Consider the following 18,194-nt stretch of genomic DNA (forward strand, 5'->3'; position numbering starts at 1 on the left):
GGAGATCCCGCCGGTCAGCGAACCGACTGCGCCGCCGCCGCCCATCCGGGCGGACTGACGGTGCGGCGATCAGGACTTGTCCGGTTGACCCGGCCCGCCCTGGCGGGCCGGGGCGATCTGGCGGATCTGCTCTTCGGTTTCCTGTTCGCCGGGCGTTTTTTCGCCGCTGCCGATGTCGGGTTCATTCATCATGTGGCCGCCTTTTTCGGCATCGTCTGGCGGGGTGTGCGGGTTTTGCGGATTGGGTTGGCTCATGCTGTGCTCCGGTTGGTGGTGGATGCAACCATGCTAACAGGGCAATGGCGGGATCGGCGCAGCGTTGGTTTTGGGTAATATATGTTGCTTCAAAGATGCAAATTGTTGTTTTTGTGCCGGCTGTCACAAGCGCGTCACTGAACTGTTTTTATAATCGAACCATAGGATTTTTTTTCGGAGACCGCCATGGGCAATTCCTTACACAACAAGATTTATCTGGGTCGGCGCATGAACCACTTGCGGATGGCGTGGGCTGGCGTCGTTGCCGGCGTCGGCCTGTTGTGGCTCACTGTGCGGGCTTTGACGAAGTCGGCCTGACGCGGCCCGAGAGGGCGCGGGCCACGGCCTTGCCGCAGGCCCTTTGTAAGCGTACCATGATGGCCGCAATTGCCATCATGGACGTACGCTTTAATGAAAAACGAAAAATTCAGTACCGACGAATACAACGCGCTGGCCGAGGTCGCGCGCGGTATCACCGGCCGTCCCAGCGCCTGCGTGGGCCGCAATACGAAGCGCCTGTCCGGGCTGAAGCTGCTGTCCATCGCCCGCAATGGCCACATGTCGCTGACCGACAAGGGCAAGGAACTGCTGTTCCTGCGCCGCTGCATCCTCAGCCTGCGCGCCCTGGCCGCCGATCCCGCGGCGAAGCTTGACGGCGACGTGGCCGCCTTTCTCGGCAAGAAATCGCATATCGCGCCCGTTGACGACGGGTTCGTCGTGACCGAAAAGGGGCGCGAGACGCTGGCCGATATCGAGGCGCAGGAAAAGTAGGCCGCGCCGTCGGGACGCCGGCGGCTCTCCAGCCGGGAGCGTTCACGTGGCGGGGAATGGCTCCTCAGCCGTTCGGCCCGAGAGGCGCCAGTCCCCGGTGCTTCGCCGTTACTTCGCGCCGGGCTTGAAGCCGTCCGCGCTGATGTCGAGCTCCGTCACGTCGCCATACTTTGCCGCGATCTTGCGGATCTCCGCGGCTTTGCCGACCAACACCATCTGCAGGTTCTTGCGCGGGAAGTGCCGGTCCACCAGCGCCTTGGCCTTCTCGGGCGTCAGGCCGTCCACGTCGCGCATGAAGTTGTCGATCTGCGCGCGCTCGACGTTCAATGCGAACATGTCGCCCAGCAGGCTGGCCAGCTGGTCTCCCGTTTCGAAGCGCGGCGGAAACTGGCCTTTCACGTAGGCCTTGGCCGAATCCAGGGTCGCCTTGTCGATGCCCTTGTCCCACAGCCGGTTGTAAGTCTTCAGCGCCAGGTCCAGCGCCGCTTCCGTTTTCGGCAGCGCCGTGAAGCTCGAGATGGAGAACACGCCTGCCTGGGCATTCGGCGCGAACGCGCTGTTGGCGCCGTACGTCAGGCCGGAGTTCACACGCAGTTCGTCGTTCAGCCAGGACGTGAAGCGGCCTCCCAGCACCGTGTTCAATACCTGCAGCGGCACGTAGTCCGGGTCGTTGCGGGCAATGCCGGCGCCGCCGATCAGGAACGTCGTTTCGATCGCATCGGGTTTGTCGACGAGCCAGACGCGCGGCTTGCCCGTCACCGGCTTGCCGTAGTCGACGCGCTGGGGCGCCGGACCTTCGGCGCGCCACTGGCCGAACAGCGCCTCGATCTGCCGCTTCATCTCGGCCGGCTGGAAGTCGCCAACGACGACGATGGCCGCGTTATCGGGCCGGAAGTAGCGGCCGTGGAAGCTCTTGACGTCGGCCTGCTTCAGCGCCTGCAGACTGGCGACGGTGCCGCCCGGCGGGTTGGCGTACGGCGCATCGCCGAACAGCATGCTGCGATAGTAAATACCGGCAACCTGGCGTGGGCTTTCCTTGGCCTGTTTCAGGCCGCTGACCTTGCGCGCGCGCAGCTTGTCCAGTTCCGCGTTGTCGAAGCCGGGCTGCTGGACGATTTCAGCGAACAGCGGCAGCAGGGCGGGTGCGTCGGCCCTGGCAAAGTTGGCCTGCACCGTCGTCTGCTCGGTGGCGCCGCCGCCCGCCAGCGTGGCGCCGCGGAAGTCGAACGCCTCGTCGATGGCCTTCTTGTCGTGCTTTGTGCTGCCCAGCAGGATGGCGTCGCCCGTCAGGTTGGCCAGGCCCGCCTGCGGCCCGTCGTTGACGGCGCCCGCACGGACGACGGCGCGCACGGAGATCAGCGGGACTTCGTGGCGCTCCATCAGCATCACGGTCAGGCCGTTCGGCAGCTTCGTCGTCTCGAACTGCGGCAGCTTGAATTGAGCGCCATGCGCCGTGGCGAGGGCGCACAGCATTGCGCCGCCGGTCATCATGTATTTCATCATTCCTCCTTCGCCGCCAGCACGCCGATGGTGCGCTGCGCTTTTTTCAGGTATTTCGCGGCCACGGCCTGGATGTCGGCCGGCGTCAGTTTCTGGTACGCCGCAGGCGCGTCGAACAGTTTCGCGTAGCCGCCGTAGAACACTTCGTAATTGCCCAGCTGCTGGGCCTTGCCGTTGATGGTCTCCTGCAGGCGGTACAGGTTCACCAGCTTGATGTTCCTGACCTTGGCCAGCTCCTCCGGCGTGACGCCGTTCTTCACGACGTTGTCGAGTTCCGCCAGCAGCGCCTTCTCGACCTTCGCGGCGTCGACGCCGTTGGCGGCGACCGCGAACACGTAGAACAGGCCGGGGTCGAAGCCGTCGGTCGCGTCGGCGCCCACGGACGTGGCCAGTTGCTTTTCCACCAGCGCCTTGTACAGGCGCGACGTCTTGCCTTCCGTGAGCAGGCTTTGCAGCACGTCCAGGGCGTAGTGGTCGGCGCTGTCGGCCGCCGGCGCCTTGTACGCCACCATCAGGTTGGCCGAGGTGGCGGAAGGCTTGGCGACGAACAGCCGGCGCTCGCCTTTCTGTTCCGGCTCCACGGTCTTCACGGCCGGGGGCAGCGGGCGTTTCGGGATCGCGCCGAAGTAGCGCGTGGCCAGCGTCCTGACCTGCTCGGCCTTGACGTCGCCGACGATGACGGACACCGCGTTGTTGGGGGCGTAGTAGGTGCGGAAGTAGTTGACCAGATCCTGCTGCGTCCATGCCTTGATGTCCGACTCGAAGCCGATCACGGGCCAGGAATACGGGTGGGCGCTGAAGGCCACGCTGTTCAGGTCTTCCATCAGCATGCGGATGTTGGAATTCTCCAGCCCCGTGCTGCGCTCGGACAGCACGACACCGCGCTCGCTTTCGACCATCTTCGGGTCGATCGTCAGGTGCGCAATGCGGTCGCTTTCGAGCTTGAAGATCGTCTCGAGGGACGAGGCGGGGAACCAGTCCTGGTACACCGTCACGTCGCTGCTGGTGTAGGCGTTATTGCTGCCGCCGTTCGCTTCCATGGTGCGGTCGAACATCTTCGGGCCGTAGTTCTTCGAGCCGTTGAACATCATGTGTTCGAAGAAGTGCGACAGACCGGTCGTGCCGGGCGCCTCGTTGCGCGAGCCGACCTTCCAGAACGTGTACATGTTCGCGTTCGGAATCGCGCTGCTTTCCAGGACGATGAACTTCATCCCGTTCGGCAGCGTAAACGATTTGACCTGGTCGGCCGTGAACGCCGCCTGTGCCGATGCGGCCAGGCCGAAGGCCGCGCAGGCCGCCGCCAGCCTGGTCCGTAGTTTCCACCCCATGGTGTGCCCTTTCATTGTTATCAACGGAGGGAGGATACGTCATGGCGGCAGCGTTGTTAAGATAAAATACTTGCAAGCAGGTTACTTTTACCCGGGAAGAAACGATGGAAAGCGCAATGCACTGGTCGGCCCACGAGCTGACGATGACGGTCCTGATGACCCCCGACATGGCCAATTTCTCCGGCAATGTCCACGGCGGCACGATCCTGAAGTTCCTCGACAGCGTGGCCTATGCCTGCGCCAGCCGCTATTCGGGCAGCTACGTCGTCACGCTGTCCGTCGACCAGGTGATGTTCCTGCAGCCGATCCACGTGGGCGAACTGGTGACGTTCCTGGCATCCGTGAACTACACGGGGCGCACGTCGATGGAGGTGGGCATCCGCGTGGTGACGGAAAACATCCAGCAGCGCCTCGTGCGCCACGCGAACAGCTGCTACTTCACGATGGTGGCCGTGGACAAGGACCGCAAGCCCGTCGCCGTGCCGCCGCTGGTGCCGGAAACGCCCGAGCAGAAGGCACGCTTCGAACAGGCCGAAGCGCGCAAGGCCGCGCGGCTGGCGCTGCATGGAGCGAAGAACAAGGCGAAGGGCCAGTAACCTGGGGTCTGTCCCCGGCAGGTCGCGGGGCTTGTACTGGCCGTTGGCACCGCGAGGGGACCGGCCCCGGTTTTCAACGGGCGTCCGATGCCCGATGGGGAGGCAGCACGGCGGGGACAGGCACCGCGGTCCCCGGTCCATACGACCGCCCCCGGTCGTCTCAGGCGACAGTCTGCTCCGCCGGCCACAGCTCGCGAAACTCGGCCGCCGGCACGGGGCGGCTGAGATAATATCCCTGCGCCTGGTCGCAGTCGTGCGCGCGCAGGAAGGCCAGCTGGCCGGCCGTCTCGACGCCTTCGGCGATGACCTTCAGGTGCAGGTTATGCGCCAGCGCGATGATGGAGACCACGATCGCTGCCTGGTCGGCATCGTCGTCGATCCTGCCGACGAAGGAACGGTCGATCTTGAGCACGTCGATGGGGAAGGTGCGCAGGTACGACAGGCTCGAATAGCCCGTGCCGAAGTCGTCGATCGACAGCGCCACGCCCAGGGCCTTCAGCTCGTGCAGCAGCGCCACGGCCTGCGCCACGTCGTCCACGAACAGCCCCTCCGTCAGTTCCAGCTCCAGCGCCGCCGGCGGCAGGCCCGTCTCTTCCAGCACGGCGGCAATCGATGCGACCAGGTCCGGCTGCGCGAACTGGCGCGGCGAGAGGTTGACCGCCATGCGCAGCGGCGCCAGGCCCGCATCGTGCCACTTTCTCGCCTGCGCGCACGCGGTGCGCATGACCCACGCGCCGATCGGCACGATCAGGCCCGTTTCCTCGGCAAGCCCGATGAAGCGCTGCGGCGGCACGGTGCCCAGCTCCGGATGCTGCCAGCGCAGCAGTGCCTCCACGCCCACGATGCGCCCGCTCGCCAGGTCGAGCTGCGGCTGGTAATGCAGCACGAATTGCTCGCGCTCCAGCGCGTTGCGCAGCGCGCTCTCGATGCGCAGGCGCTCCTGCGCTTCCTCGTTCATCGAGCTTTCATAGAACTGGAAGCAGTTGCGGCCCAGCTTCTTGGCCGAGTACATGGCGATGTCGGCATGCTCGATCAGGTGCTGCGCCGGCGTGCCGATGCCTTCGTGGACCGCCACGCCAATGCTGCAGGTGACGAACAATTCCTTGCCGTCCAGGTCCACCGGCAACGCGAGCGCGCGCATGATCCGTCCGACCACGTCCGGCGACAGCGACTGCTCCGGGTACTCGCTGAGGATGGCCACGAACTCGTCGCCGGACAGCCGCGCCACCGTGTCGCTTTCGCGCACCGTCGCCTGCAGGCGCGCCGCGATGGTCTTGAGCAGCTCGTCGCCGGCCTTGTGGCCCAGCGTGTCGTTGACGAACTTGAAGCGGTCCAGGTCGATCAGCAGCACCCACAGCGGATGGCCGCTGCGGTTGGAGTAAGCCACTGCCTGCGTCAGGCGGTCCTGCAGCAGCACGCGGTTCGGCAGTCCGGTCAGCGCATCGTGATGGGCGATGTGCTGGATGCGCTGTTCGGCCAGTTTGCGTTCCGTGATTTCGCTGCCCGTGCCGCGGTAGCCGCGGAACTCGCCGTGCGCGTCGTACACCGGCTCGCCGTTTGTGGTGAACCAGCGCGACACGCCATCCTTGCCTTCGATCGGATATTCGAGGTTGGCGAACGGCAGCCGCGCTTCCAGCTGCGCCATGTGGGCTCGGCCCCATGACGTGTCCAGCATCGCCGGGTGACTGTGCCAGCGCGTGCGGCCGATATAGTCGTCGCGCTCGAGCCGGCCCTTTTCAAAGAAGCCGTTGGTGATATTGGTGAAGCAGAAGTTGACGTCCTGCTCCCAGTACCAGTCCGACGACAGCGCCAGCAGGCGCCGGAAACGGTGCTCGCTTTCCTGCAGCGCCCGTTCGGTGCGCTTGCGCGCGGCCACGTCCGCGTTCAGTTTCTCGTTGGCGCTGCGCAGGTCGGCCGTGCGGGCGTCGACCAGCCACTGGACCCGGCGCGAGCGCTGCGCCAGCGTCTGCATCAGCGCGGCGCCCAGGATGCTGAACAGGATGCCGCCCACCAGCGTCGACAGCGACCCCAGATGATCGGCCAGGAACGGGCGGGGCAGGGCGTCGGCCCGCACCTGCCACGTCATGCCCAGCACGTCGAACCCGCGGGTCTCACGGTCGCGCAGGCGCATATCCAGCCAGCGTGGCAGCCAGCTCTCCCGCGCCGCCGCTTCGCCGGTGCCGTTCGCGTACACGAGCGTGGGTGCGGCGCTGTCGCCGGCGTACACGCGCAGCGCCAGTCCGGCGTCTTCCAGCAGCCCGGCCGACTGGAAGATCTTCTGCACCAGTTGCGGCGCGTGGATCATGGCAGCGGTGTCGCCCACCCACGCCTCGTGCCGCTGCGCAGGCGTATCGACGGCGGCGCCGGGGCGGTACAGGGGCATGAGAATGATGAACGTGTCGCGCTGCACGGGATTCTCGGCAAGGCTGATCAGCGCCGTCGCCGCCGGTTTGCCCGTGCGCAGGATGCGCTCGATGGTCAGCGCCGTCTGCGGCAGCGGGCCCACGTCGAGGCCCAGCACGGCGCGATTCGGCTCGAACGGTTCGAAATAATCGGTAATGTTGTAAAACGGCCGCACCGGTGCCGGCACGAAGCGCCCTTGTGCGATGGCGCTGACGGCCGCGCCGGGGAAGGTGCGGCGCGCCTGCGCTTCCCACGCCGCCCGCCCGCTGTGCGGCAGCACCCGATGCCAGGTGAACGACTGGATGAACGGATAGCGCTGCAGCAACGGGTGAGTGAATGAACGGAACTGCTCGCGCGTGACCGCCGTCGGCGGCAGGGTGCGGAACAGCTGGTTAGTCACCGTCAGGACCTCGACCGCGTCGTCCAGCCCGCGCCGCAGCGCGGCCACGCGCACGTTGACGCGCTGCTGGAAGCTGAGCGTGGCCTTGCTGTATTCAAGGGCGCTGACGGCATAGAACAGACCCCCGGTGACGGTCAGGCCCGCCAGGAGCGTCAACACCGCCGCCGCGGAGATGCTGGAGGACAGACGGCGGAGCATGCAATTCCCGGGTAAATGACGATAGCACGTCAGTGTGGCATAAAACGGGGCGGCTGCCGATCAAAAACGTATCTTCAGAGAATTATCTGTTGTCTTCACGCACTTAGACGGCACGCATCATTGCGGGTAGCGCAGCCGCGCCACGACCTGATGCGCCAGGAGACGGTTACACCAGCCGAATCCCAGCAGGGGCCACGGGCTGCCCCATGCGACGAGCCGCCGCATCAGCATGCCGGCGGGGGTGACGCGGGCGGTATGCCGGTGCGCGAACAGGATGCGGTTATTGCCGGCGATGCCGCGCAACTGGCCCACGTGGCCGCCGAAGGCCGTGCGCAGCCGGCGCAGCATCGTGTGAAAGCGGGGATCGTAGCTGAACAGATTCGTCGCCATTACGCCGTCCGGGCGCAGCGCGCGACGGCAGTCCCGGAAAAAACGGACGCTGGCCAGCGCCTCCGGCAGGCCGTCGACGTCGAAGCCGTCCACCAGCAGCACGTCGGCACTGCCGGCCAGGCACGGCATGTGCGTCGCCGCGTCCACGTGCAGGATACGAAAACGTTCGCTGTCGGGCGGCACCGCGAAGCTGTCGCGCAGGGCGATGACGTCGGCCCGCAGTTCCAGCACGGTGATGCGGCTGGCAGGCAGGTAGCGGTGGCAGAACTTGGCCAGCGAGCCGCCGCCCAGGCCGACCATGACGATATGCGCGGGGGCCGGTTTGAACAGCACGAAGCACATCATTGCCCGGGCATACGCCAGCACGAGCCGGTCGGGATCGCGCAGGTCCATCTCGCTCTGCACCTCGCCCGGCGCGAATTCCAGCGTGAGGCGGCCCTTGTGGCGCCGGATCAGGGGACGGTGTTCGGAGGCGGTAGGCATGTATTCAGCTCGTACTCGGCTTGTTATCGGAGTGAAGGTTCTGCTAAGCTCTCGGGCTCGCCGGCGCCCGCGGGCGCCGGCAGCTCAATTTACACGATTCCGATTTATCGGTACATTGCCTCAACGGCAGGGCCGCGCGGCCCGATGGAGATCATTCATGTTTCTGGACCACCCGACCATTACCGCCACCAACAGCGCGACCGAACCGGACCGCGTCGAGCGGCTCAACCGCGTATATGGTTATGTGGCCGCGCTGGCCGATGCCGCGGGCAAGCAGCACTTCATCGAGAAAGTCAGCCAGTTGCACGATCACAAGGGCACGCTGATCGTGTTCTGGCACGACGCGCCCGGCGACGACGAAAAAGCCTTCTTCCTGCAGGCCTGGGCCAGCAAGGTGGGCGACGGCAGCAGCAACGTCGAACACGAAGTCTGACGGCGCCATGGACAGCCGGACGCTGATCGCCACGCTGGCACTGGGCAACCTGGCGCTGTACGGCGTGCTGTTGTGCCATGGCATCGGCCGGCGCCGGCCCACAGGGCATGTCGCCTTCGGCGTGGCCCGCTTGTGCCAGGGCGCCGGCTGGCTGATCCTCGCCCTGCGTGAAGTGCTGCCGACACCCGTCTCGGGGCCGCTCGGGCTGGCATTGCTGGTCGGCGGCACGGCAATGGATGCCGCCGCATTCTGGACGGTCACGGGCCGGCCCGGTGCGCGCCGGCTGCTGATGCGCGCATTGTGGCTCGCGGCCGGCGTGTACATCGCCGTCAATTTCCTGTTCGGACGCCAGAGCGCCGCTGCGGCGGCCGCGGGACCGTGGATCGCGCTGATGCTGGCGGCCATCACGGCCGGATTCGGCCTGTCCGGCGCCGCCGCGCTGGCACGCGACTGGATCGGTGCCAGCCTGCTGCGCCGCCTGCTCGCCGTGACGAACGTGCTGCTGGCCGTGCTGCCGCTCGCCGCCGCCGCGGCCGCGCTGCAACCCGGCTGGCTGCCCGTCGCGCCGGACCCGTTGTCCACCGTGTTGACGATCCTGCTGGCGGGCCTGTTCGTCAACGCCACCGGCTACCTGCTCCTGGGCCGCGACCGGCTGCAGGGAGAGCTCGACCGGCTGGAAACCGTCGACACGCTGACGGACGTGCCCAACCGCCGGGGCTTCTACCAGGGCCTGGCGCCATGGCTGGCGCTGGCGCGGCGCCCCGGCCTGCCGACGGCCATCGTGATTCTCAACCTCGACGGTTTCAAGCGGGTCAACGACCATTACGGCCACGGCGTCGGCGACGTCGTGCTGAAGGCGATTGTCGATGCCGTGCGGCGCCAGTTGCGCGAAGCCGACATGATCGGCCGCCTGGGTGGTGCCGAGTTCGCGCTGCTGCTGCCGCGCACGGGGCTGGCGGAGGCGTCGCTGGTGGCCGAACGGATCCGCGCGGCCGTCGCGGCGTTGCCCGTCAAGGCCGAGCGCGCCGTCATCAACCTGACCGCCAGCATGGGCGTGACGACGATCCGTGCCGAGGACAGCACCGTCAGCCTGTTCAAGCGCGCCGACGAGGCGCTGCAGGCTGCCAAGCTGCGCGGCCGCAATGCGGTCGTCGCCGCGGACGAGGCCACCCCCGCGGATCCCCACCCTGCCACGGATGACAGCCCGCGCAACCGCCAGGCGTGATGTCATCATCCCGTCATCAACGGGTTCTAATGTGGTAGGATTTTCAATATAAACGATATAAATGGATTCCTCCATGTATGCAGCGGTCGACCTCGGGTCGAACAGTTTCCGGTTCTCCATTGGCAGCCATGACGGCGACGCAATCCGTGTGCTGAAAAGCGTGCGCGAGCCGATCCGGCTGGCGGCCGGGCTGGACGCGGATGGCAACCTGACGCCGGACGCCATGGCGCGCGCGCTGGCGTGCCTGCACAGTTTCGCCGTCACGCTGGCCGGCTACGAGCTGGAGGCGGTGCGTGTCGTCGCCACGTCGACGATGCGGCAGGCGAACAATATCGCCACCTTCCTGCCGCAGGCGGAAGCGGCGATCGGCTATCCCATCGAAATCATTTCTGGCGAGGAAGAAGGGCGCCTGATCTATATGGGCGTGGCAAACGCGCTGGCGCAGCCGGCCGAGCGGCGCCTGGTGGTCGATATCGGCGGCGGCTCCACCGAGCTGATCCTGGGCCGCGGCGGCGATATCGAGCGGGTCGAATCGTTCAGCGTGGGCAGCGTGCGGCAAAGCCTGTCGTTCTTTATCGGCGGGCGCATCGACGGCCCGTCGTTCGAGGCGGCGATCCTGTCGGCGCGCAGCATCTTTGAAGATGGCGCGCCGCCGTATCATCCGCAGTTCTGGCGGCGCGCGTATGGCTCGTCCGGCACGATCCGGGCCATTGCCGATGTGATCGACAAGAATGGCCTCGACAAGGGCTGCCCCGCCAGGGGCGTCACGCCCGCCAGCCTGGAGGCGCTGAAGGCGCGATTCGTCGGCATCGGCCACGTGAGCAGGATCGACATCCCGGGCCTGCGGCCGGACCGCGCCGGCACCATCGTCGGCGGGCTGGCCATCCTGATCGGCGTGATGCACGAGCTGGGCATCGAGGCGATCGAGCCGATCGAGGCGGGGCTGCGCATGGGCGTGATGTGGGACCTGTACCAGCGCTCGATGCGGCGCGACCGGCGCGACGAGTCCGTGCGCGCGTTCGCGCAGAAGTTCGGTGTCGACACGGTGCGCGCCGCCCGCGTGGCCGACGACGCCGCAGCCTTGCTCGAGCAGCTCAGGCCGGGCGGCGACGCGGCGGGCCGGCTGCTGCGCTGGAGTGCGCTGCTGCACGAACTGGGCATGGCCGTTTCGCAGACGGGCTACCACAAGCACACGGCCTACATCATCGAGAACGCCGATCTGCCTGGCTTCACCACGCGCGAGCAGAAGACCATGAGCCGACTGGCGCTGGCGCAGAAGGGCAACCTGCGCAAGGTCGAGGAGTTCCTGGCGGACGGCGACTTCGCCCGTGCCGTCGTCGCGCTGCGCCTGGCGATCGTGTTCATGCACGCCCGCATCGACGTCGCCACGGCCGCGCCGCGCCTGCGCATGAAGAACCGCATCGAACTGGAACTGGCACGCGAGTGGGTGGCCGACCATCCCACGCTGTCGTACTGGATCGAGAAGGAACAGGAACACTGGGACGAAGTCGGCGTCGACCTGGCTGTGCGCATTGGCTGACAATGCCGTTCTGTGGGTAAAAGCTCACAAAATATATTGTCAGCAAGAACGTTCCGCTTCCTTGTAATTTTGCTTACACTATAGGTTTCACCACTCTTGCCGCGCTCCGGCACGGCTCGGCAGTGGAACGAAAGTGGAGGCATCATGGTGCACAACAGGGCGGAAACCGCGATAGGGGGCCGGGCCGGCAGGCTGCCGGCACTTTTGCTGGCCGCTCTTGTGCTGGCTTTCCCCATGCCGTCGCACGCGGCGCCGGCGCAGGAGGGGACACCCATCATCACGCTGTGCTACGAACGGGCGGACGTGCGGCCCTGGCGCACGCAGGCGGGCGAGGGCCTGAACTTCGACCTGTTGCGCCTCGTCGCCGAGCGCGCCGGCGTGGCGTTCAACTTCCAGAGCATGCCGTTCAAGCGCTGCCTCGCGCTGCTGAAGGCCAATGCCGTGGACGGCGTGTTTGCCGTCAGCTTCAAGCCGGACCGGCTCGAGCTGGGCCAGTATCCCGGCGGTGCCACGCCCGACCCATCGAAACGCATGCACATCGACCGCTACGTCCTGCTGCGCCGCAAGGGCTCGGCGCTGGACTGGGACGGCAAGGCGCTGCGCAATGTCGACGGCGCCATCGGTGCCCAGCTCGGGTATTCCATCACCGACCAGCTGCGCAGCCTGAACGTGACGGTGGACGAGGGCAGCCAGCGCTCCGATGAACTGATCCGCAAGCTGCTGGCCGGCCGCGTGGCCGGCGCCGCCCTCGGCGGCAGCGATGCCCGCACCTTGCTGGACGGGCCGTACGGGCCGCAGATCGAGGCCTGCCCCATCCCGCTGGTGGAGAAGCCGTACTTCCTGATGCTGTCGCACGCCCTGGTGGAGAAGCAGCCCGCGCTGGCGCAGAGGATCTGGGCCACCATCGAGCAGGTGCGTAACGGTCCCGCCTATCGACAGCTGGAGCGCGCCGACAGCAGGGGTGCGCGCCGCTGATGCAGACATTCCTGACCTGGCTGGCCGCCACCCGCATGGGGCGCCTGCGCGACAAGTGGCGGCGCGATATCCTGCTGCGTCTGGGCGTATCGATCTTCCTGGCCGTGGCGCTGTCCACTGCCGCCTACACCACGTACGCCCTGTACACCTTGCGCGCGCAGGCCGAGCTGCGGCTGGAGGAGCGGTCGGACCGCCTTGCCACGGTACTGGCGCAGGCACTGGCGCGCCCGCTGTTCGACATCAACAGCGCCGCCGTCAGCAGCGTCGTCGATGCGATGCGCGGCACGCCGGAAGTGCTGATGCTACGGGTACTGGCACCCAACGGCGGCGAAATGGCGGGCTTCTCGGCCCCGCGCATCGATCCGCGCAAGGCCATTGCCGTGCACCGCGACATCACGTTCCAGGACGGCACCCGCAATTACCTCGTGGGCGCACTCGATATCGCGTACTCGCGCCAGGAGGCGGAACGCGATCTGCGCCACCAGCTGATGCAGGCGCTGGTCGTCAACCTGCTGCTGGCGCTGACGATCGTCGGTTCGATCTTCCTGGTGGCGCGCAAGGCCGCGCGCCCATTCGCCGATATCCAGAAATCCCTGGAAAAACTCGCGCAGGGCAGGACCGACATCCAGCTGTCCGGCATCGGCCGGTCCGACCAGGTGGGCCGGCTGTCCGCCGCCGTGCGCAGCTTCCGCGACACGCTGACCCGCCTGCGCGATGCCGAAAGCGAACTGCGGGAACTGAACGGCGACCTGGAAACGAAGATCGACGCGCGCACGCACGACCTGAAGCTGACGATGCAGATGGCGCGCGACAGCGAGCGCAAGATCCAGGCCATCATCGACACGGCGCTGGATGCCGTCATCACGATGGACCGGCACGGCCGCGTCGCCGGCTGGAACCGGCAGGCGGAGCTGATCTTCGGCTGGCGCCGCGACGATGCGCTCGGCCAGCAGCTCGATGCGTTGATCATCCCGCCGCGCTACCGCGAGGACCACCGCCGCGGCATGCGCTATTACCTGGCCGGCGAAGGGCGCGGCGAAGTGCTGGACCGCCGCATCGAGGTGGAGGCGCTGCGCAGCGACGGCAGCGAATTCCCCGTCGAGCTGTCGATCACGCGCATCGCGCTGGACGGCATGGACAACTTCGAGTTCTGCGGCTTCGTGCGCGACATCAGCGACCGGCGCGAGCGCGAACAGAAACTGGTGGCGGCCAACGTCAAGGCGGAGGCGGCCAACCTGGCCAAGTCCGAATTCCTCGCCAATATGAGCCATGAGATCCGTACGCCGATGAGCGCCATCATCGGCATGGCCTACCTGGCACTGCGCACGGACCTGTCGCCCAAGCAGCACGACTACGTCAACAAGATCCACCGCGCCGCCATGGGCCTCCTGGGCATCATCAACGATATCCTGGACTTTTCCAAGATCGAGGCCGGCCGCCTGGAAGTGGAGGAGGTGCCGTTCTTCCTGGACGAGGTGCTGGCCAACGTGGCCAGCGTGACGAGCCAGAAGGCGGCCGACAAGGGGCTCGAATTCCTGTTCGACGTGCCGCCCGCCGTGCCGCGCCACCTGTGCGGCGACCCGCTGCGCCTGGGCCAGGTGCTCATCAACCTGATCAACAACGGTGTCAAGTTCACGCAGTCCGGCGAGCTGGAACTGTCGTGCCGCCAGATAAGGCGCGACACCCCCGGCCGCGTGGTGCTGCGCTTTGCCGTGCGCGACACCGGCATCGGCATGTCCGCCGGGCAGAAGGCCAGGCTGTTCCGCGCGTTCGGCCAGGCGGGCGGTTCCACCACGCGCCAGTTCGGCGGCACGGGACTGGGTCTGTCGATCTCGCAGCAGCTGGTGCGGCTGATGGGAGGCACCATTGCCGTCGCCAGCGAGGAAGGCCGCGGCTCCGTCTTCGCCTTCGACCTGGAACTGCCGCTAGTCGAGGACCCGCCGCCACCGCCGCCGGTGCCGCAGGCGCTGACGGGCGCGCGCGTACTGCTCGTCGACGACAACACGCTGGCGCTCGACGTGCTGTGCGAGGCGATGCGCGCGCTGCCGGTACGGGCCGATACGGCCGGCGACGGCGCGGCGGCGCTGGAGGCATTGGTGGAAGCGCAGGAAGCCGGGGACCCGTACGCGCTGGTGCTGACCGACTGGTTGATGCCGGGCGTGGACGGCATCGCACTGGCCCGGCGCATCGCCGCGCTGGCGTTGCGCCGGCGTCCCGCGCTGGTGCTGGTGACGGCATTCGGCCGCGACGAAACGCAGCGCGAGGCGGAAGCGGCCGGCTTTGCCGGCTTCCTGTTCAAGCCAGTCACGCACACGGCACTGGTGCAGACGCTGGTCACGCTGTTCACGCCGGCCCCGGCGGCCGGGTCGCTGACGCCGCCGGCACCGCCGGCCGTGACGGCGCGCGTGCTGCTGGTGGAGGACAATCCTGTCAACCAGCAGGTGGCGGCGGAACTGATGGGCGTGCAGGGCATCGAGGTGGATATTGCCGGCAACGGCCGCGAAGCGCTGGACCGGCTGGCGCAGGCAGGGCCGGACCGCTACGACCTGGTGCTGGTGGACCTGGAAATGCCGATGCTGGACGGGCACGAAACCACGCTGGCGCTGCGCCGCGACAAGCGCTTCGACCGCACGCCCGTCATTGCCATGACGGCGCACGCGCTGGCGGACGTGCGCGAGCGCTGCCTGGCCGAAGGCATGCAGGATTACCTGACCAAGCCGATCGACCCGGACCGGCTGTATGCCACCTTGTCACGCTGGCTGGGGCGGCCGATGCTGCCGGCGCCGCCGGCGCTGCCGCGGCCTCGCAGCGGAGCGGGGCTGCCGGAACTGGCGGGCATTGACACGAGCCGCGGCCTGCGCCACGTGGCGGGCAATCAGGTGTTGTATCTGCAGCTGCTGGAGCGGTTCCGCCATTCGCAACGTGACGCGGCCGAGACGGTGATGGCGGCGCTGGATGCCGGCCGCCGCGAGGAGGCGCGTCAGCGCGTGCATACCTTGCGCGGCGTGGCCGGCAACGTGGGCGCCAATGCGGTCGAGGCGGCGGCGCGCGAAGTCGAGGTGGCGCTGGCCGAGGGCGCGGCGCCCGCGCCCGTGCTGCTGAACGAACTGAAAGTGGCGCTGGACGTGGCGGTCACGTCGCTGGATGCCCGCTTCGCGGCGGGCCGCTGGGACGAGGCGACAGCGGGGCCGGCCGAAGGGGGGCGCACGGCGGCGGTCCGGCCTGCCGAGGCGGTGGCCCACCTGGCGGGCCTGCTGGCCGCGTTCAATGCCGACAGTGTCGACTACTTCGACAGCGTGCGGCCCGCGCTGGCCGCCGTGCTGGCGCCGGCGCTGCTGGAGCGGCTCGCCGCGCAGATCGGCCGCTATGACTTCGAGGCGGCGCATCGCGTGCTGGAGACGGGCATCCTGGCCGACGAAATCGTCAACGAGGGCGCCGGCGACGAGCCGGGCGGGCTGCCATGACGGACGGCCGGCGCACGATCCTCGTGGTCGACGACGCGCCCGACAGCATCATGGCGCTGTGCGCACTGCTGAAAGGAGCGTACGACATGAAGGTGGCTGTCAGTGGCGAAGCGGCGCTGCGCGTGCTGCGGGGGACAACGGTCGATCTGGTGCTGCTCGATGTCGTGATGCCGGGACTGGACGGCTACGAGGTGTGCCGCCGCATCCGCGCCACACCGCGCCTGGCGCACCTGCCGGTCGTGTTCCTGTCGGCGCATGACGCCCCCGAAGACACTGCCCGCGCGCTTGCCGCCGGCGCCACGGCGGTCCTTGCCAAGCCGGTGGAGCCGGAGCGCCTGCACGCCACCCTGGAACGCTGGCTGTGAGCGACGCAGCCACGCAGGCTTTTTTGGGCAGGCATTGCAAGGAAAGGTGGCCCTCCCTGTGGTATTGGCCGGCCGTCCGGTAGCGTAAAAAATGTAAGCTTTAGTGCCGGAAATCCAGAAAATGGCTATACTGTTTATATCGTTATATTCTCCGGAGTACGCATGAACGCCCTGAAATCGACCAAAGCCGCCGCGGCGGCGCCTGATGCCACCAGCACCGACACCGTCACCTTGACCGGCGCCGCCGGCGCCGCAGCGCTGGAAACGCCGCGCAAACCTGCTGCACGCAAGCCATCCGCGCGCAAGAGCGCCCAGCCGGTTGGCACGGTGGCGGCGGAAGCATCGGAAGCGGCCGTCCCGGCCGATGCGCCTGCACTGGCGCCTATCGCCCGTGCCATGAAGGTCAAGGCAGCGGTGGCGCCAACCGAGCCGGCTGCAGCGCCGGTACCGAAGGCCCCCGCGAAGGCAGCGCCGAAGGTGAAAGCGCCCCAGGCCGGTGCGAAGGCACCGAAAGCCGGTGCGAAAGCGGCCAAGTCAGGCGAGGAGGCGGCGCAACCGGCAGCAAAGGCGAAGGCCGCGAAAGCGAAAGCGCCGGCCGCTGCGAAAGAGAAGGAAGAGAAGGAAACGACAAAGGCCGCGCCGAAAAAAGCCACGACCAAGGCGGACAAGGAAGCCGCACCAGGCAAGGCCAAGCCGGCCACCCCTGCGGCGGCGCCAAAGGCGACCAGGGCCGCCAAGCCGGAACGTGCCGTTGCTGCGGCAGCCAAGCCAGGCAAGGATCGCCTCGTGCGCGACAGCTTCACCATGCCGGAAGCGGAATACGCGGTGCTGGGCCAGGTCAAGAAAGCCTGCCTGAAGGCCGGCTTCGAAATTCGCAAGAGCGAACTGCTGCGCATCGGCGTCGCCCTGATCAGCCAGATCGACATGGCCACGCTGCAAAGCGTGCTGGCGTCGCTGCCGCAGCTGAAGACGGGCCGCCCGAAGAAGGATTGATGTCACCGAGCCGACATAGGGTTGTCATCGGCATGAAGTAAAGCGGCGTTACGCTGGGCTTCGTCTTAACTCGGGAGACGAAGCATGCAACTCACTGACGCCCTGGCGATCGCGGCACCGGCCGCGCGGGCCGCCGCAGCGCCCCGCCTGGTTCTCGGCATGGCCACCACGCAGCAGGACGTGCGCGCGGTGCAGCGCCTGCGCTATCGGCTGTTTGTCGAAGACATGGGACTATCGGCGCTGATGCGCGCCGATGGCCTGGACAGCGACGAATTCGACGACCATTGCGATCACCTGATCGTGCGCGATGCCGACACCATGGAGGTGGTGGGCACCTACCGCCTGCTCAGCCCCACGGGCGCGCGCCGCATCGGCCGCGTGTATTCGGAAGGCGAGTTCGACATGAGCCGCCTGAACGGCCTGCGTGGCCGCATGGTTGAAGCGGGCCGCGCCTGCATCGATCCGGACTATCGCGGCGGCAGCGTGCTGATGCTGCTGTGGGCAGGCCTGGTCGATTATGTGCAGCGGCAGAACTGCGATTACTTCGCTGGCTGCGCCAGCATCGGTCTGGCCGACGGCGGCCATAACGCCGTCGCGGTCTACGACAAGCTGCGTGCCACCCATCTGGCGCCGGCGGAGTTCCGGGTCACGCCCCATCTGCCTTTTCCATATCAGAAACTGACGCCGGCAGCGGTGCCGCAGATACCGCCGCTGCTCAAAGGCTATCTGCGCTCCGGCGCCTGGATTTGCGGCGACCCGGCCTGGGACCCGGACTTCGACAGCGCCGACCTGTTCGTGCTGCTCCCGCTGGCGAACCTGGACGCCCGCTATGCGCGCCATTACGGGGTTGGGGCGATGCCGATCGCGGCCTGACC

The 18,194-nt window shown here is 67.3% G+C and carries 16 protein-coding genes; 11 read left to right on the top strand and 5 right to left on the bottom strand.

The genetic code is table 11. From position 1 onward, the window contains the following. Positions 1-69 precede the first annotated feature (69 nt). The gene (locus E1742_RS25290) at positions 70-255 is read right to left on the bottom strand and encodes a hypothetical protein (RefSeq protein WP_134387778.1); all 186 of its coding nucleotides are present in this window, start codon (positions 253-255) and stop codon (positions 70-72) included. Positions 256-441: 186 nt separating this feature from the next. Here E1742_RS25290 and E1742_RS27110 point away from each other — a divergent pair, with 186 nt between their 5' ends. Both E1742_RS27110 and E1742_RS25295 read left to right on the top strand, forming a co-directional pair. Next, on the top strand, positions 442-573 hold the full coding sequence (locus E1742_RS27110) for a hypothetical protein (RefSeq protein WP_259772416.1): 132 nt from the start codon (positions 442-444) through the stop codon (positions 571-573). Between the two features lie 93 nt (positions 574-666). Then, positions 667-1,026: a hypothetical protein gene (locus E1742_RS25295; RefSeq protein ID WP_134387779.1), complete on the top strand. Its 360-nt coding sequence runs from the start codon at positions 667-669 to the stop codon at positions 1,024-1,026. A 108-nt stretch (positions 1,027-1,134) separates the two neighbouring features. Here E1742_RS25295 and E1742_RS25300 read toward each other — a convergent pair whose 3' ends face one another. Together E1742_RS25300 and E1742_RS25305 are read right to left on the bottom strand one after the other, a co-directional pair. Further along, complete coding sequence (locus E1742_RS25300) at positions 1,135-2,529, bottom strand: M16 family metallopeptidase (protein WP_229466347.1); 1,395 nt, start codon at positions 2,527-2,529, stop codon at positions 1,135-1,137. After that, positions 2,526-3,854, bottom strand: a complete 1,329-nt coding sequence (locus E1742_RS25305; RefSeq protein ID WP_134387780.1) for a M16 family metallopeptidase — start codon at positions 3,852-3,854, stop codon at positions 2,526-2,528. The genes E1742_RS25300 and E1742_RS25305 overlap by 4 nt, the downstream gene beginning before the upstream one ends. A 116-nt stretch (positions 3,855-3,970) precedes the next feature. Between E1742_RS25305 and E1742_RS25310 the strand changes: the two genes are divergently transcribed. Further along, a complete protein-coding gene (locus E1742_RS25310; RefSeq protein WP_134388359.1) occupies positions 3,971-4,450 on the top strand; it encodes an acyl-CoA thioesterase in 480 nt (159 codons plus the stop codon). A 160-nt stretch (positions 4,451-4,610) separates the two neighbouring features. Here the strand turns inward: E1742_RS25310 and E1742_RS25315 are convergent, their stop codons facing one another. Beyond that, the gene (locus E1742_RS25315; RefSeq protein ID WP_134387781.1) at positions 4,611-7,451 is read right to left on the bottom strand and encodes a bifunctional diguanylate cyclase/phosphodiesterase; all 2,841 of its coding nucleotides are present in this window, start codon (positions 7,449-7,451) and stop codon (positions 4,611-4,613) included. Between the two features lie 117 nt (positions 7,452-7,568). Further along, complete coding sequence (locus E1742_RS25320; protein WP_134387782.1) at positions 7,569-8,324, bottom strand: spermine/spermidine synthase domain-containing protein; 756 nt, start codon at positions 8,322-8,324, stop codon at positions 7,569-7,571. Positions 8,325-8,481: 157 nt separating this feature from the next. On the opposite strand from E1742_RS25320, the gene E1742_RS25325 reads away from it, so the two are divergent. The 8 genes from E1742_RS25325 (at position 8,482) to E1742_RS25360 (ending at position 18,192) form a co-directional block, all read left to right on the top strand. After that, positions 8,482-8,757, top strand: a complete 276-nt coding sequence (locus E1742_RS25325; RefSeq protein WP_134387783.1) for a hypothetical protein — start codon at positions 8,482-8,484, stop codon at positions 8,755-8,757. A 7-nt stretch (positions 8,758-8,764) separates the two neighbouring features. Then, on the top strand, positions 8,765-9,982 hold the full coding sequence (locus tag E1742_RS25330; RefSeq protein WP_134387784.1) for a GGDEF domain-containing protein: 1,218 nt from the start codon (positions 8,765-8,767) through the stop codon (positions 9,980-9,982). Between the two features lie 73 nt (positions 9,983-10,055). Then, entirely contained in the window at positions 10,056-11,522 is a 1,467-nt protein-coding gene (locus E1742_RS25335; protein ID WP_134388360.1) for a Ppx/GppA phosphatase family protein, read from the top strand. Positions 11,523-11,726: 204 nt separating this feature from the next. After that, a complete protein-coding gene (locus E1742_RS25340) occupies positions 11,727-12,497 on the top strand; it encodes a substrate-binding periplasmic protein (RefSeq protein WP_229466348.1) in 771 nt (256 codons plus the stop codon). Beyond that, positions 12,497-15,961: a response regulator gene (locus tag E1742_RS25345; RefSeq protein ID WP_134387786.1), complete on the top strand. Its 3,465-nt coding sequence runs from the start codon at positions 12,497-12,499 to the stop codon at positions 15,959-15,961. Before E1742_RS25340 ends, E1742_RS25345 begins: the two co-directional genes overlap by 1 nt. Then, positions 15,958-16,326 carry a response regulator gene (locus E1742_RS25350; protein ID WP_134387787.1) on the top strand — a complete coding sequence of 123 codons (369 nt, stop codon included), beginning with the start codon at positions 15,958-15,960 and terminating at the stop codon, positions 16,324-16,326. Before E1742_RS25345 ends, E1742_RS25350 begins: the two co-directional genes overlap by 4 nt. Before the next feature lie 162 nt (positions 16,327-16,488). Then, on the top strand, positions 16,489-17,319 hold the full coding sequence (locus tag E1742_RS25355; RefSeq protein WP_229466349.1) for a hypothetical protein: 831 nt from the start codon (positions 16,489-16,491) through the stop codon (positions 17,317-17,319). Between the two features lie 84 nt (positions 17,320-17,403). Continuing rightward, a complete protein-coding gene (locus E1742_RS25360; RefSeq protein WP_134387788.1) occupies positions 17,404-18,192 on the top strand; it encodes a GNAT family N-acetyltransferase in 789 nt (262 codons plus the stop codon). Positions 18,193-18,194 lie beyond the last annotated feature (2 nt).

It is taken from the genome of Pseudoduganella plicata (genome assembly GCF_004421005.1).
GTDB classification, from domain to species: domain Bacteria; phylum Pseudomonadota; class Gammaproteobacteria; order Burkholderiales; family Burkholderiaceae_D; genus Rugamonas; species Rugamonas plicata.

Excerpts from the sequence above, each read along its gene's own strand:
- E1742_RS25290 (WP_134387778.1), bottom strand. The coding sequence starts at position 255 with ATGAGCCAACCCAATCCGCAAAACCCGCACACCCCGCCAGACGATGCC.
- E1742_RS25315 (WP_134387781.1), bottom strand. The coding sequence starts at position 7,451 with ATGCTCCGCCGTCTGTCCTCCAGCATCTCCGCGGCGGCGGTGTTGACG.
- E1742_RS25300 (WP_229466347.1), bottom strand. The coding sequence starts at position 2,529 with ATGATGAAATACATGATGACCGGCGGCGCAATGCTGTGCGCCCTCGCC.
- E1742_RS25325 (WP_134387783.1), top strand. The coding sequence starts at position 8,482 with ATGTTTCTGGACCACCCGACCATTACCGCCACCAACAGCGCGACCGAA.
- E1742_RS25345 (WP_134387786.1), top strand. The coding sequence starts at position 12,497 with ATGCAGACATTCCTGACCTGGCTGGCCGCCACCCGCATGGGGCGCCTG.
- E1742_RS25360 (WP_134387788.1), top strand. The coding sequence starts at position 17,404 with ATGCAACTCACTGACGCCCTGGCGATCGCGGCACCGGCCGCGCGGGCC.
- E1742_RS25310 (WP_134388359.1), top strand. The coding sequence starts at position 3,971 with ATGCACTGGTCGGCCCACGAGCTGACGATGACGGTCCTGATGACCCCC.
- E1742_RS25350 (WP_134387787.1), top strand. The coding sequence starts at position 15,958 with ATGACGGACGGCCGGCGCACGATCCTCGTGGTCGACGACGCGCCCGAC.
- E1742_RS25320 (WP_134387782.1), bottom strand. The coding sequence starts at position 8,324 with ATGCCTACCGCCTCCGAACACCGTCCCCTGATCCGGCGCCACAAGGGC.
- E1742_RS25335 (WP_134388360.1), top strand. The coding sequence starts at position 10,056 with ATGTATGCAGCGGTCGACCTCGGGTCGAACAGTTTCCGGTTCTCCATT.
- E1742_RS25330 (WP_134387784.1), top strand. The coding sequence starts at position 8,765 with ATGGACAGCCGGACGCTGATCGCCACGCTGGCACTGGGCAACCTGGCG.
- E1742_RS25295 (WP_134387779.1), top strand. The coding sequence starts at position 667 with ATGAAAAACGAAAAATTCAGTACCGACGAATACAACGCGCTGGCCGAG.
- E1742_RS25305 (WP_134387780.1), bottom strand. The coding sequence starts at position 3,854 with ATGGGGTGGAAACTACGGACCAGGCTGGCGGCGGCCTGCGCGGCCTTC.
- E1742_RS25355 (WP_229466349.1), top strand. The coding sequence starts at position 16,489 with ATGAACGCCCTGAAATCGACCAAAGCCGCCGCGGCGGCGCCTGATGCC.
- E1742_RS27110 (WP_259772416.1), top strand. The coding sequence starts at position 442 with ATGGGCAATTCCTTACACAACAAGATTTATCTGGGTCGGCGCATGAAC.